The 13,483-nt window shown below is 48.5% G+C and carries 11 protein-coding genes; 2 read left to right on the top strand and 9 right to left on the bottom strand.

The features are described from left to right. Positions 1-157: 157 nt before the first annotated feature. The 9 genes from IT233_01345 to IT233_01305 form a co-directional block, all read right to left on the bottom strand. On the bottom strand, positions 158-1,288 hold the full coding sequence (locus IT233_01345; protein ID MCC7301264.1) for a T9SS type A sorting domain-containing protein: 1,131 nt from the start codon (positions 1,286-1,288) through the stop codon (positions 158-160). An 86-nt stretch (positions 1,289-1,374) separates the two neighbouring features. Next, positions 1,375-3,006 (bottom strand): chaperonin GroEL, encoded by a 1,632-nt coding sequence (gene groL / locus IT233_01340; protein MCC7301263.1) that lies wholly within the window; start codon positions 3,004-3,006, stop codon positions 1,375-1,377. Between the two features lie 20 nt (positions 3,007-3,026). After that, the gene (locus tag IT233_01335) at positions 3,027-3,305 is read right to left on the bottom strand and encodes a co-chaperone GroES (GenBank protein ID MCC7301262.1); all 279 of its coding nucleotides are present in this window, start codon (positions 3,303-3,305) and stop codon (positions 3,027-3,029) included. Positions 3,306-3,448: 143 nt separating this feature from the next. Continuing rightward, positions 3,449-3,793, bottom strand: coding sequence for a preprotein translocase subunit SecG (gene secG, locus IT233_01330; protein ID MCC7301261.1), 345 nt, complete (start codon positions 3,791-3,793; stop codon positions 3,449-3,451). Positions 3,794-3,796: 3 nt separating this feature from the next. After that, positions 3,797-4,843, bottom strand: coding sequence for a hypothetical protein (locus IT233_01325; GenBank protein ID MCC7301260.1), 1,047 nt, complete (start codon positions 4,841-4,843; stop codon positions 3,797-3,799). A 1-nt stretch (position 4,844) separates the two neighbouring features. After that, a complete protein-coding gene (locus tag IT233_01320; protein MCC7301259.1) occupies positions 4,845-5,342 on the bottom strand; it encodes an LptE family protein in 498 nt (165 codons plus the stop codon). Further along, on the bottom strand, positions 5,339-6,592 hold the full coding sequence (locus IT233_01315; GenBank protein MCC7301258.1) for a sigma-54-dependent Fis family transcriptional regulator: 1,254 nt from the start codon (positions 6,590-6,592) through the stop codon (positions 5,339-5,341). The genes IT233_01320 and IT233_01315 overlap by 4 nt, the downstream gene beginning before the upstream one ends. 2 nt (positions 6,593-6,594) lie before the next feature. After that, the gene (gene miaB / locus IT233_01310) at positions 6,595-8,031 is read right to left on the bottom strand and encodes a tRNA (N6-isopentenyl adenosine(37)-C2)-methylthiotransferase MiaB (protein ID MCC7301257.1); all 1,437 of its coding nucleotides are present in this window, start codon (positions 8,029-8,031) and stop codon (positions 6,595-6,597) included. Positions 8,032-8,116: 85 nt separating this feature from the next. Then, positions 8,117-9,430, bottom strand: a complete 1,314-nt coding sequence (locus IT233_01305) for an amino acid permease (GenBank protein ID MCC7301256.1) — start codon at positions 9,428-9,430, stop codon at positions 8,117-8,119. Between the two features lie 166 nt (positions 9,431-9,596). Here IT233_01305 and topA point away from each other — a divergent pair, with 166 nt between their 5' ends. Next, positions 9,597-12,173, top strand: a complete 2,577-nt coding sequence (gene topA, locus IT233_01300; protein ID MCC7301255.1) for a type I DNA topoisomerase — start codon at positions 9,597-9,599, stop codon at positions 12,171-12,173. 6 nt (positions 12,174-12,179) lie between these two features. Further along, positions 12,180-13,352, top strand: coding sequence for a formimidoylglutamase (locus IT233_01295; protein MCC7301254.1), 1,173 nt, complete (start codon positions 12,180-12,182; stop codon positions 13,350-13,352). Positions 13,353-13,483 lie beyond the last annotated feature (131 nt).

Here is a 13,483-nt window from a genome sequence, read left to right as displayed (position 1 = left end):
GGTTTTTGTTCTTTTTTTTCGGGTTTGCAAGTAAGACGTGGCAAATGCCCCAGCGTTTAACCGGGGAGAAAGAAAATATTTAAAACACTGACATAGAGCGCATTAAATCATCATTCCCTTCGTTGCCGCCAACAAGATATTGAAAATGACGGAAATTTCAGTGCAGTGCTATTCTGCCGGAGTATTTCTTTCCTCCTGCAAACAGGGTATAGGAATACATCCCGGCCGGGAGTAATTCTCTTCGCAGAACTCCCTGCTCACCTTCCCACCTTTCCCTTCTTGCCAGTTGCCCGGTGGCATCGTAGAGTTCAATTACAGTTTCCGATCCGCCCAAAGCGGCCAGGCTGAAATATACGTCTCCGGATGAAGGGTTAGGAAAAACGGAGATACTAACCGGATCCGGGTCGTTTACGTTGGTGATATTTTCCGGCAGCAGCATCCACAGATCCTGGTGATTGATGCCATTGGTTCCTGTGCAGAGATATCCCCGCCCGTTGAGTGTGAAGGCAACTGCGTTCTCCCGGGTATCTCCGGGAAGGTCATCAATTTGCCTCCATGAGTTGGTCGCAGGATTATATTCCCAGAAATCGCGGATGTTGTCGCTGATTACACCATCGCCGCATCCGGCATAAATTTTTCCACCCGCTTCAAATGCAGAGGCTTGTGTTCTGCTTTCCCCGGGGAAGCTGGCCAACTGCGTATAGGTATTGGTAGCGGGGTCGAATCTTACGGTACCCGTACCTCCCTCAAAAACGGTATACATAAAACTGCCAATGGAAACTCCCGGGCCGTAGATATTCTGATTGGGGGTGGGCGTTAGCGTTTGCCAGCTGTTCACGGAAGGATCATATACCATCAGTATATTCCAGTCCGACATATACAGTTTATTGTTCAGATTGATAGCATTGCTTTCCCAGAATGCAGCCTGAGGCGCACTCGCCTTTGCAGTCCACGTGTTTGTTGCGGGGTCATATTCATAAAGAGCTGCGCCAAGGGTGCCTCCGGTGACATAGCCTTTACTACCTATTCCCACTCCGGAACTGGTGTAAAAATTGGTGGGTGTATTGGCCCGCTGCGTCCAGGAATTGCTCGCCGGATCGTATTCCCACATATCATTCCACATGGTCCAGCCATTCCAGCCACCGCCAACATATGCCTTATTACCGGTTACAAAGGAAAATCCGCGGTGTCTGCCAGGTCCGGGTAAGGAAGGTTTTTGCACCCATGGACCTGCGCTAATCAGGTCTGAAAGAAGAAGAAGAAAAAGGAGAGGTAAAGAACGGAGCATACCCAAATGTACTTCCCCGAAACGATTCTGCCAAAAAAAACAAAAGCCCCGGTAAAGAGGGCTTTTGTTTTGCATTGAAATTCAGATTAATAGTCCATTCCACCACCCATTCCTGGAGGCATAGCCGGAGCGGGTTTGTCTTCTTTGATATCGGAGAGCACACACTCGGTGGTTAGCAGCATACCGGCCACGGAGGCAGCATTTTCCAATGCCACGCGGGCCACTTTTGTGGGATCAATCACTCCTGCAGCCAGCAGATTTTCGTACTCTTCCGTACGTGCGTTATAACCATAATCTCCCTTTCCTTCACGGATCTTCTGCACAACGATGGATCCTTCTCCGCCGCAGTTGGCAACGATCTGACGAAGGGGCTCTTCAAGAGCGCGCTTCACGATCAGCACTCCGGTTTGTTCATCTTCGTTAGCGCCTTTCAACTTATCCAGTCCGTCGATACAACGGATGTATGCAACGCCTCCGCCGGGAATAATCCCTTCTTCCACTGCTGCGCGGGTTGCATGAAGCGCATCGTCTACGCGGTCTTTCTTTTCTTTCATTTCCACCTCTGTAGCTGCTCCTACATACAGAACCGCAACTCCTCCGGCCAGTTTAGCCAGCCGCTCCTGAAGCTTTTCTTTATCATAATCGGAAGTGGTGGTTTCAATCTGTGCTTTGATCTGACCTACGCGGGCAGTGATATCCGCTTTTTTACCAGAACCGCCAACAATGATTGTATTGTCTTTATCCACTGTAATTTTTTCAGCTTTTCCGAGGTAAGATAAATCGGCGTTCTCGAGTTTATATCCCCGCTCTTCGCTGATCAGTGTTCCGCCGGTAAGAATTGCAATGTCTTCCAGCATGGCTTTTCTGCGGTCGCCAAACCCGGGAGCTTTTACTGCGCATACTTTCAGTGAGCCGCGGATCTTGTTCACCACCAGAGTGGCCAGCGCATCACCGTCCAGATCTTCCGCAATAATCAGCAGGGGTTTTCCGGTCTGAACTTGCTTTTCAAGGATCGGGAGAAGCTCCTTCATATTGGATATCTTCTTCTCATAAATAAGGATGTGCGGAGTTTCAAGCACCGCCTCCATATTGTCGGCATTTGTAACGAAATAAGGAGAGATGTAACCGCGGTCAAACTGCATTCCTTCCACCACTTCAACAGTGGTTTCTGTTCCTTTTGCCTCTTCAACGGTGATCACGCCTTCCTTCTTTACCTTGCCCATCGCCTCGGCAATGAGTTTGCCAATGAAACTATCGTTGTTGGCGGAAATTGTTGCAACCTGTTCGATCTTTTTATTATCGTCTCCAACCTTTTGCGACATTTTGCTCAGTTGCTCAACAACGGCGTGTACGGCCTTGTCAATTCCCCTCTTGAGATCCATGGGGTTTGCACCTGCTGCAACGTTTTTAAGACCGGCTGTTACAATCGCCTGAGCCAGAACGGTAGCAGTTGTGGTTCCGTCGCCGGCCACATCCGCTGTTTTGGACGCAACTTCCTTAAGCATCTGTGCGCCCATGTTCTCGATGGGATTCTTCAGCTCAATCTCTTTTGCTACGGTTACTCCGTCCTTGGTAACGGCAGGAGCACCAAATTTCTTATCAATGATCACATTACGTCCTTTGGGACCTAATGTAACTTTCACTGCATTCGCCAGTGTGTCCACTCCTTTCTTGAGCTGGTCACGGGCATCCACATTGAAGGTGATTTCTTTTGCCATGTTGATTCTGTTTTTTTAAATTAGAGAATTGCGAAAATATCAGACTCTCGCATAATAAGGTATTCTTTACCGTCGATCGTGATCTCTGTTCCGGCGTACTTACCGTAAAGGATCTCGTCACCGATTTTAACGGTCATCGGTTCTTCTTTTTTTCCGTTTCCGACGGCTACTACTTTTCCGCGCTGGGGTTTTTCCTTAGCGGTATCCGGTATAATAATACCGGAAGCTGTCTTTTCTTCGGCGGCTGCGGCTTCTACCAGCACGCGGTCGGCCAGTGGTTTTACGCTGATCTTTGCCATGTGATTGATGTTTATTGAATTGTTTTTGGTTTAACGTTTCCCTGTAATCGAAATCGGTGCCAGACCGGAAGAACAGGACAAATTTTCAGTCAGGCAGAACGGATGTCAATATTTAATTGAAAAAATGTCAGAACAACACTGATTCACGGTGTACCTGTGGAGGGCGGCGGTACGGTAGGTGAACTGATTCCCGGAGGATTCACAGAAGGCACGGGGGTTTTTACCGATCCTTCCTTTACCTTGGAGTCTGTTGTTTTTCTTTCAATCGCTCCTTTGCTTCCTACCCCGGCACTTACACACAAGATCATGAGTGCGATCATCAGGCCCCAGGTTACTTTTTCAATATACTCGGCCTGCTTCTTTACTCCTACCACCTGCGTGTTCGATGCAAAATTAGAAGCGATGCCACCACCTTTTGAATTCTGGATGAGCACCACTAGGGTCAGCAGGATACTGATTAAAATGATAAGGACTGCTACTACTCCCATGACTTAACTGTTTAAATTCCTGTTTTTTATCTCCTCAATAAGGGCGGCAAAGTAAGTGCTTTTTTCCGGAAACTTCAAGCTTAAAATGTCATAGATCCGGATGGCCTTCGCGAAATTACCTTGCTTTATATAGATTCTTGCAAGTGTCTCAGTTACAAGCTCTTCATCATCTACCACACTGTGTTTGGCCATATTCACAGGATTGAAGAACTCCTTTTTGGGTTTGGATAGTTTGGGTTCTTCCTGAATGAATTTGTCAATAATGGATTCTATGGACGTGTTTTGAACCGGATGCTCGGCAATCTCGGAGGGGTGTTCCCTGCCTTCGTCAATGTCTGTAAGCCAGTCACTCAACGTGCGCAAGCGTGGATGTCCTACGCGTTCTAACAATTCCTTGGCCTCCGCCCGTACTTCTTTGCTCTCCTCGCCTGTGCCGATTTTGTCACCGGTATAGGTCACTCTCACGGCCTCCTGCTTCATGTCTTTATCCAGCTTTACAGCATCTTGCTCGGTCTTCTGGATTTCCTCAAGCTGGATCTCACCCGGGGTGTCCAGAATTTCCAGTTTTTCTTCTTTCAGGTTCCGAACCAGTATTTCTTCAGCGGTACGCTTTTTTTCTTCTGTTACTTCAGATTGTTCACGCGCATTCTTAGCCAGTTGCAGTACCTTGGCGGCCGCCTGTTCTTCTTCCTGCAACTCTTTCTTCTTTTCGGCAATGTATTCGCTCACCGTTTTCGAACCGTAGGTTTTTTCCGGAGTACTAACCGGTTTTTTTTCAGTCGGCGGGGTTTCTTTTTCAGCGGGTTTTACACTTTCAACGGGCAAATGAATGAGTTCGTAGAGTGCGCGCCGGTCCGGAACATGCAGTGCGCCTTGCTGCAATTGGGAAGGGTAAAGGATATGCTCAGTGGTATGCAGCGCTTTCAAATACAGTAATCGTGCCGTGGTAAACCACGGGTAAGTGTTGATGACTCCTTCCAGATCGGTGAGCGCATCGCTTTTCAGCTGGGCAGGCTGGGAGAGGTATTGATGAAAACGTTCACGGTTCATGCTACCAGTCCTGCAATGTTTTATTGATAATGTCCTGCACGAGCTGCTCTGTAATGTCGCGAATGAGCTGATCTTCCACGGCGGCCAGCGACTGCCCGGCACTGAAATCGGCATAACGCGTAAACGCGGACTCAAAACTTTTGGAATTGTTTTTTATGTCGGTGAATTTAAGCTGCACGGTAATGGTCAAACGGTTCATTGCAGCCTGATCATTTCCCTGAATAGCCACCGGCGCGGTGGAGTAACCGCTGATGGTTCCTTCATAAACGAGGTCGGCGCCGGAATTCACCAGGTCCAGTTTCCCCTGTCCGGAAACGGCGTCTTTCAGTGCTTCGGTGAATACCTGCCCTACAGTTGGTTTCGCAAGCGAAGCCACCGGTGTAAAAAACTTTACAGTGGCAGTGCGCGCATCTGTATTTACTCCGGTGAAAGATAAATTCATCCTGCAGGATGTAACAGATCCCGCTAAAAGCAGCACGGTCAGAAATGCAAGTCTCATTCTTTTATTCCATATTCGTTGATCTTCCGGTAGAGCGTTCTCTCGGAAATTCCCAGCTCTCCTGCAGCCAGTTTTCTTTTTCCCTTAAATTTTTCCAGTGAGCGCCGGATCATTTCCTCTTCTACCTGGGAAAGTGTTTTGGGTTCCTCTACCACTTCTTCTCCCAGCTGTATTTCTTCACCGTTTCCTATCAGCGTACCTGAAAGTGATGGGGAGTTCTGCCCATATCCCAGCTGAACGTTCGTCTCCGGTAATCCTACCTCATTGTAAAGCTGCTTGATAATTTGTGCATTTTCGGGTTTGAAGTCCTGCTTCAGCCCTGTGTCATTTTCAATAAGGTCCACCACAATTTTTTTCAGATCGTTCATGTCCTTTTTTAGCTCGAAAAGAACCTTGTACAGGATCTCCCGCTCCGAAATTTCACCGGGAGAAGTTTCCTGTCGTACAACCGCAGGCAGTTGCGTGGTCGGCTGAGCGGGAAGATACCGCATAAGAATACGGGCGTCTATATCCCGTACTTTTTCAATGATAGAGATCTGTTCGGTGATATTTTTTAACTGACGGACATTTCCGTGCCAGTAAAAAGCGGTGAGCATCTGTTCTGCTTCCGTATTCAGCTTAACCGGGGGCATCCGGTACTTCGCTGAAAAGTCGGAAGCAAATTTCCGGAAAAGCAGCAGGATGTCCTGCTTTCTTTCCCGCAGCGATGGTATCAGAATGGGAACAGTATTTAAACGGTAATAGAGGTCTTCCCTGAATTTTCCGCGCTCAATGGCCTTCACCAGGTTTACATTGGTGGCGGCTACCACACGAACATTGGTCTTCTGTACCTTTGAAGAGCCCACCTTGATGAACTCCCCTGTTTCGAGCACACGAAGCAGACGTGCCTGTGTTGCCAAAGGCATTTCAGCGACCTCATCAAGGAATATTGTTCCTCCGTTGGCTACTTCAAAATATCCTTTTCGTGTGTCGGATGCACCCGTGAACGAACCTTTTTCATGGCCGAAAAGTTCAGAGTCTATCGTGCCCTCCGGAATGGCGCCACAGTTAACGGCTATGTACGGACCATGTTTGCGGGAACTCGTCTGATGGATGATCTGAGGGAATACTTCCTTCCCTGTACCGCTCTCACCTGTTACCAGCACACTCAGATCCGTGGGCGCTACCTGCATGGCAATGTCAATGGCCCGGTCAAGCAGGGGTGATGTGCCCATGATTCCGAACCTGTTTTTTATATCCTGGATACCCATTTTCAGTAGGATAATATTTCTTTTCCTATCAGTGTTGCTGAGGTGCAATCTTCCACCATTACTTCTGCATATTCTCCTTTTCCCGATTTGCCCTTTGGGAATACCACCACATTATTCTGGGAATTACGCCCGCTCCACATGTTTTCCGATCGGCGCGACGGACCTTCAATAAGCACGCGGTGCGATTTTCCAACGGCCTCTTTTGTTCGTGCTGCAGAATGCTGTTGCTGAAGTGCTACCACTTCCCGTAACCGGCGTAGCTTCGTTTCTTCCGGAACGTCGTCTTTCATGTGCTTCTCTGCCGGCGTTCCCGGCCGCTCAGAATAGGCGAACATGAAGGCGTATGAAAATCCGGCTTCTGCCATGAGAGACAGCGTTTGCCGGTGATCATCCTCTGTTTCGCCGCAAAACCCCGTAATTATATCTGTGGAGATCTCACAGTCGGGCATAATCTGGCGAATTCTTTTTACCCGGGATAGATACCATTCCCTGCTGTATCCCCTGTTCATGCGTTCCAGCATCGCCGTACTTCCGCTCTGCACAGGTAAATGAATGTACCTGCAGATATTATCATGAGCCGCCATCGTCTCCAGCACTTTGTCTGTAATATCTTTGGGATGAGAAGTGGAGAACCGCACACGGAGTTGCGGAGATATGCTCGCCACCATTTCTAAAAGCCCTGCGAAATCAACCGCACCGGCCTTCTGCTCATCGGAGAGGTCTTTTTTCAATCCTCCCCCCGCCCAAATGTAGGAATCCACGTTTTGACCTAACAGGGTCACTTCCCGGTAACCTTCCCGCATCAGTTCCTTCGCTTCTTGCACAACGCTATGCGGGTCGCGGCTTCTTTCCCTCCCACGCGTGAAGGGAACCACACAAAAACTGCACATGTTGTCGCAACCCCGCATGATGCTGATGAATGCGGAAACTCCGTTACTGTCTAAACGTACCGGACTGATGTCTGCGTACGTCTCTTCCCGGCTTAAAAGTACATTCACCGCCTTTTGTCCGCCCTCTACCTGCCGGATGAGTCCGGGCAAATCTCTGTAGGCGTCTGGTCCTACCACGATGTCCAGCATCTTCTCTTCTTCGAGAAATTTAGATTTCAATCGTTCCGCCATGCATCCCATCACCCCTATGATGAGACCGGGTTTGCGCTTTTTTGCTGCATTGAATTCCTGCAGACGGTGGCGCACTTTCTGCTCGGCGTTTTCACGTATCGAACACGTATTGATGAGTACCAGATCAGCTTCACGGTAATTATCGGTGGTTGTAAATCCTTCGGAGGCAAGCACGGAAGCTACAATCTCGCTGTCTGAAAAATTCATCTGACATCCGTAACTTTCAAGAAATAGTTTCCGGCTTCCCTGCTCTGCTCTGCCTTGCATCATCAGCACTTCACCCTGCCGGCCTTCGTCCAAAAGTTTATTTGTTTCCATTTTCTCTTTAAACGGGCTGCAAATTTACCGAAAATGCGTTAGGTGACAAAATGTCACAGAAGGAATTAACCTTCATTAACGTCTACTAAATCAGAGTTTTACGCCTCTTTCTGAAAAACAGATAAACGATCAGCCCTGAACTGAAAATGACCAGCGCAGCCAGGGCCTGCACCGGATGGGAGTATAATCCAACCCCCAGAAACAGAACTGAAACGGAAAAGTAGAACAGTGGCAGTAAAGGATATAGCGGCGATCTAAACCCCGGAGGTTCCTGAATTTTTTTTCGCAATACAATAACGCTGAGGGCGGCCATCGCAAGGAATACTCCTTCGGTAAACGTGACATATTCAATCAGATTCGAAAATGTTCCCCAGAAAAAAAGCAGGAGAATGGCCCAGCCGGATTGGAGCAGAATGGCCGGTATAGGGGTGTGAAACTTCGGGTGAATCCTGGTTAATCCCGAAAAAAATACTCCGTCCGATGCCATGGCAAAATAGATCCTGGGGGCGGTCATAGTATAAATGGCGATGGTTCCGAAAACAGAAATGCTTACAATAATTGCCATAATCCTGGATCCATATCCGGGTAGCACCTCTTGCATCATGTCGGCTGCTACTCGTTCGGAAGCTGCCACGGAATCCAGGTCCATCACGTTCATGTATGCCATGTTCGACAGAAGGTAGATCAGCATGACCGCACAGGAGCCCTGGATCATCGCTTTTGCGATGTTTTTACCGGGATTTATTACCTCCGAACTGATGTAGGTGGCGTGCTGCCATCCGCCGTAGGACCAGTATACTCCCGTGAGTGCAAGAAAAAACGCCTGAACTGTAGCGAAATTCACTTCAGGAGTGTGATACATAGCACGGGATTCCCCGTTGAAAACAAACAGTCCGCAGAGAATAATAAATACGATCCCGGCTACTTTAAGTGATGTAAATAAATTTGAAAAAAACTGTCCGACCTGTACCCCGAAAACATTCGCAACGGAGGTGATGATCAGAACCCCGGCCGCAACCGGCAACCGGTAGGGTTCAATCTCCGGAATCACCAGTCCGAGAAATTGTGTGAAGGCCAGCGCCAGCGCGGCAAGTGCACCGCTGGTTACGGCAGTGAGTACCACCCAGCCGAATAAAAATGCCCACACGGAACCGAATGCTTCCCGCAGATAAACATACACGCCTCCTGCTTGGGGAAACCTCGATGCCAGCTCTGCATAAGATAAAGCCCCGCTGATGGTTATCAGCCCTCCAACAATCCACAGCAGAAGTATAAGTGATGGAGAATCAAGAAGTCCGGCGATCCGCGAAGGCGTTATAAAGATCCCTGATCCTATACAGCTGCCAATGACAATCAGTGTCAGTCCTGTGCCGGTTATTTTCGGTTTCAATTCCGCCATACTACTATTTCAGATCAGGGGGGGGGCAAAAAAAGTTTTGGAAAGTTATATATATATATTATATATATATATAAACCGACCCCGGTTTTAAGGCAAATTTGGAAATGTGGGTTTTGAATCGTTTTCTTTGCAGCCCTGAATGTCGGAGAAAAAGAAAATGTGAAGCATGGCAAAAAATCTTGTGATTGTTGAGTCGCCTGCAAAGGCAAAGACTATCGAGAAGTTCCTTGGGAATGAATTCAAGGTCAAATCCTCGGTAGGTCATATTCGCGACCTGGTGAAGAAAGGTATGGGGGTGGATCTGGAAGATAATTTCCGCCCCAGCTATGAAATATCCCCGGATAAACGGGATGTGGTTTCGGAGTTGAAGAAGCTGGCTAAAGATGCGGATATGGTTTGGCTGGCAACGGATGAAGACCGTGAAGGGGAAGCTATTTCCTGGCATCTTTTTGAAGTGCTGGGACTTAAAAAGAGCAAATACCGCAGGATCGTTTACCATGAGATTACAAAAACCGCGATCCAGGATGCCATCAATTCTCCCCGCGAAATTGATCTGCATCTGGTTAATGCGCAGCAGGCCCGACGGGTACTGGACAGGCTGGTGGGATTTGAGCTTTCTCCTATTTTGTGGAAAAAGGTTCGTTCCAATCTCTCGGCCGGAAGGGTACAGAGCGTAGCTGTTCGCCTTATTGTTGAGAGGGAGAGAGAGATCATGGGACACGAATCCAGGGCTTTTTATAAAGTGACCGGATTTTTTCTTTCCGGTACTGCTTTAGTAAAAGCCGAACTGGACGAGAAATTCAATACGGAAGCAGAGGCACAGAAGTTTCTGGAACAGATAGCACGCGCGAGTTTTACTGTTCAGTCCATCGAGAAAAAGCCGGGAAAGAGAACTCCTGCAGCACCATTTACTACGTCCACGCTTCAGCAGGAGGCTTCCAGGAAGCTTGGATTTTCCGTATCCCAGACTATGACGGTGGCGCAGCGACTTTACGAAGCGGGAAAGATTACTTATATGCGGACAGACAGCGTCAATCTTTCCGGTTTTGCCATCAACGCCTGTAAAAATGAGATCCACCGGCTTTTTGGTGAGGAATATTCACACAAACGCCAGTTCTCCACCAAATCAGCCGGCGCGCAGGAAGCCCACGAAGCCATCCGTCCAACCTACATGAGCAACAGAGGTATAGACAGCGGAGAACCCAATGAACATCGCTTGTATGAGTTGATTTGGAAAAGAACCATCGCCTCTCAGATGAGCGATGCGAAACTTGAGAAAACGATAGTGAAGATCGGAAACAACCAGAACCAGCACAGTTTCACTGCCACCGGAGAGGTGATATTGTTCGACGGTTTTCTCAAGGTTTATATGGAAAGCAGTGATGAGGAGGGGGAAGAGGATGAAGGTATATTGCCGGCAATGAACGAAGGTGAAACGCTCGGCGTGAAGGAGATTACCGCCGTGCAGAAGTTTACCGCCCCGCCGGCCCGGTATTCGGAGGCTTCGCTGGTTAAAAAAATGGAACAGCTTGGGATCGGAAGACCCTCTACCTACGCGCCAACCATTTCCACAATCGTAAAAAGACAGTATATCGTGAAGGAAAGCAGAGAAGGCCGGCCGCGCGAATACACCGTTCTCCGAATGGAGAACGGAAAAGTAAGTTCAGTGCAAAACACTGAAACTACCGGAGCAGAAAAAGCCCGGCTATTCCCAACGGATGTGGGAATGGTTGTCACCGATTTTCTTCAGAAGAATTTTCCGCATATTATGGATTACCATTTCACTGCGAAGGTGGAGGAGGAGTTCGATGAAATAGCCGAAGGTAAATTGGACTGGACCGCAATGCTGAAGGAGTTCTATTCTCCTTTTCATAAAACGGTTGAAAAAGTAGAAGAGACCTCTGAACGGGCAACCGGTGAAAGAAAACTGGGCGTGGATCCGAAGACAGGAAAAAATGTCTTCGTACGGATCGGACGCTTCGGCCCGCTGGTGCAGATGGGTGAAACCGTGGAAGGTGAACCCAAGCCGAAGTTCGCGGGTTTGAGAAAGGACCAGCGCATGGAAACGCTCACACTGGAAGAGGCACTGGATCTCTTTAAACTTCCCAGAAATATGGGAACCTATGAAGAAAAGGAATTGGTAGTCAATATCGGCAGGTTCGGTCCTTACATCCGGCACGGCGATGAATTTATTTCGCTGCCAAAGGGAGAAGATCCTTATTCCGTTTCTGCGGAAAGAGTGAAGGAAATCCTGCGAATGCCGCGCCTGCCGCGCCCGGTGGGGCAATTGGAGGGAGAGGAAATAACCGCGAACAAAGGCCGGTTCGGTCCCTATCTGAAGTTTAAAAACGGATTCTATTCTCTGAAAAAAACAGACGACCCTTTTGCTATTTCCCTGGAAAGAGCGGTGGAGCTGATAGAAGAAAAGCGGGAAAAGGAACGCAAAAGCCTGATCACTGAATTTCCTTCTCATCCGGAGCTGAAGGTTGTGCACGGCCGTTACGGACCATGTATTAAACTTGGGAAAAAGTTCTTCAAGATTCCGGCAGGAAAAACTCCGGAAGATCTTACACTGGAAGAATGCCTTGCCCTTACCGGAGGCGGAAATGACAAAGCAAAAAGCGGGGATAAGAAAGCAAAAGCTTCCCCGAAGAAGTCAAAGACGCAAAAGCCTGAGAAGGCCGGGAAGAAGCCTGCCGCACCGAAAAAAAAGGCCCCGGCTAAGAAAAAACCGAAAAAGTGAGGTGACATGAAGGATATTTCAGTGTATTTCCGGCCAGTAAGTGAAGACCTTCGTCCGATAGGAGAGGAAAAGACTACCATAGCTCATTATACAAGGTTTCATTCGGAATCAGGAGGCTTTCCGGACCTGGATGGCGTACACATTGCTGTGCTGGGTGTGGAGGAAGACCGCGGGCATCCCGAGAATGCAGGTTGTGCAGCAGGCGCCGATGCCGTTCGGCCGCATTTTTACTCGTTGCGACGCGGCATCATGGAACCGGTAATCGCCGACCTGGGAAATATCCTGGCAGGAGCAGAGAAAAAGGATACCTATTTTGCGCTTCAGGAAGTCATCAATGAATTACTGCGTAAACAGATTCTGCCGGTCATCCTGGGAGGTTCGCAGGATTTGTCCTATGCGAATTACCTCGCTTATGAAAATGTGGAACCTACGATCAACGTGGTATCCATTGATCACTCTTTCGACCTCGGAACAGCGGAAGATTCAATACATGCAGGAACATGGCTCGGCAAAGTAATCCTGCATCAGCCCAACCATTTGTTCAATTTCAGCAATATAGGCTACCAGTCTTATTTCGTGGATGAAGACGCGCTGAACCTGATGGCTAAATTGTATTTCGATTCCCACCGGCTGGGACAAATGCAATCTCATATGGAGGAAGCAGAACCGGTGATCCGCCATGCCGATATGCTCACGGTGGATCTGGGATGTTTGCGTATGAGCGATTCCCCGGGTCACGCGCAGCCTCATCCAAATGGTTTCTACGGGGAGGAACTTTGCCGCATTGCACGTTACGCCGGAATGAGTGATAAGCTAACTTCAATCGGATTCTACGAATACAATCCTTCGAAAGACAGACGGCAGCAGTCTGCCATGCTCCTGGGTCAGGCACTTTGGTATTTTCTGGAAGGCTATTATTCGCGCAAGAAGGACTATCCCTTCCGCAATACCGCAGATTACCAGAAATACCACGTTGCCATCAAAGACCAAAACAGCGAAATCATTTTCTATAAAAGTCTGCGCTCCGACCGCTGGTGGATGGAAGTGCCCTATCCTCCGGATAAAAGACTCAAGGTTCAGCGACATTGCCTGGTGCCCTGCTCTTACAGCGATTACCAAACAGCGCTTGGAGAGGAGGTTCCTGACCGCTGGTGGCAGACTTTCCAGAAACTGGGCTGATCAGAGCAGGCAACCATTACCGAATGTGCCGTCTATCAGGCAAATAGGGGTAGAAACTGAGGGGGGAAAAAAATTTGCTTTCGTAAGTATTTTCCCTACCTTAGCGACCTATTAGGTGTAACTTATTAAAA

This window comes from Bacteroidia bacterium, from assembly GCA_020852255.1.
Lineage (GTDB): Bacteria > Bacteroidota > Bacteroidia > JADZBD01 > JADZBD01 > JADZBD01.
The sequence above is the reverse complement of the archived record's forward strand: the minus strand, read 5'-3'. Positions and strand labels throughout refer to the sequence as shown.

Bases quoted from the DNA above. Each gene is read 5' to 3' on its own strand.
- IT233_01345 (MCC7301264.1), bottom strand. From the start codon at position 1,288: ATGCTCCGTTCTTTACCTCTCCTTTTTCTTCTTCTTCTTTCAGACCTG.
- groL (MCC7301263.1), bottom strand. From the start codon at position 3,006: ATGGCAAAAGAAATCACCTTCAATGTGGATGCCCGTGACCAGCTCAAG.
- IT233_01335 (MCC7301262.1), bottom strand. From the start codon at position 3,305: ATGGCAAAGATCAGCGTAAAACCACTGGCCGACCGCGTGCTGGTAGAA.
- secG (MCC7301261.1), bottom strand. From the start codon at position 3,793: ATGGGAGTAGTAGCAGTCCTTATCATTTTAATCAGTATCCTGCTGACC.
- IT233_01325 (MCC7301260.1), bottom strand. From the start codon at position 4,843: ATGAACCGTGAACGTTTTCATCAATACCTCTCCCAGCCTGCCCAGCTG.
- IT233_01320 (MCC7301259.1), bottom strand. From the start codon at position 5,342: ATGAGACTTGCATTTCTGACCGTGCTGCTTTTAGCGGGATCTGTTACA.
- IT233_01315 (MCC7301258.1), bottom strand. From the start codon at position 6,592: ATGGGTATCCAGGATATAAAAAACAGGTTCGGAATCATGGGCACATCA.
- miaB (MCC7301257.1), bottom strand. From the start codon at position 8,031: ATGGAAACAAATAAACTTTTGGACGAAGGCCGGCAGGGTGAAGTGCTG.
- IT233_01305 (MCC7301256.1), bottom strand. From the start codon at position 9,430: ATGGCGGAATTGAAACCGAAAATAACCGGCACAGGACTGACACTGATT.
- topA (MCC7301255.1), top strand. From the start codon at position 9,597: ATGGCAAAAAATCTTGTGATTGTTGAGTCGCCTGCAAAGGCAAAGACT.
- IT233_01295 (MCC7301254.1), top strand. From the start codon at position 12,180: ATGAAGGATATTTCAGTGTATTTCCGGCCAGTAAGTGAAGACCTTCGT.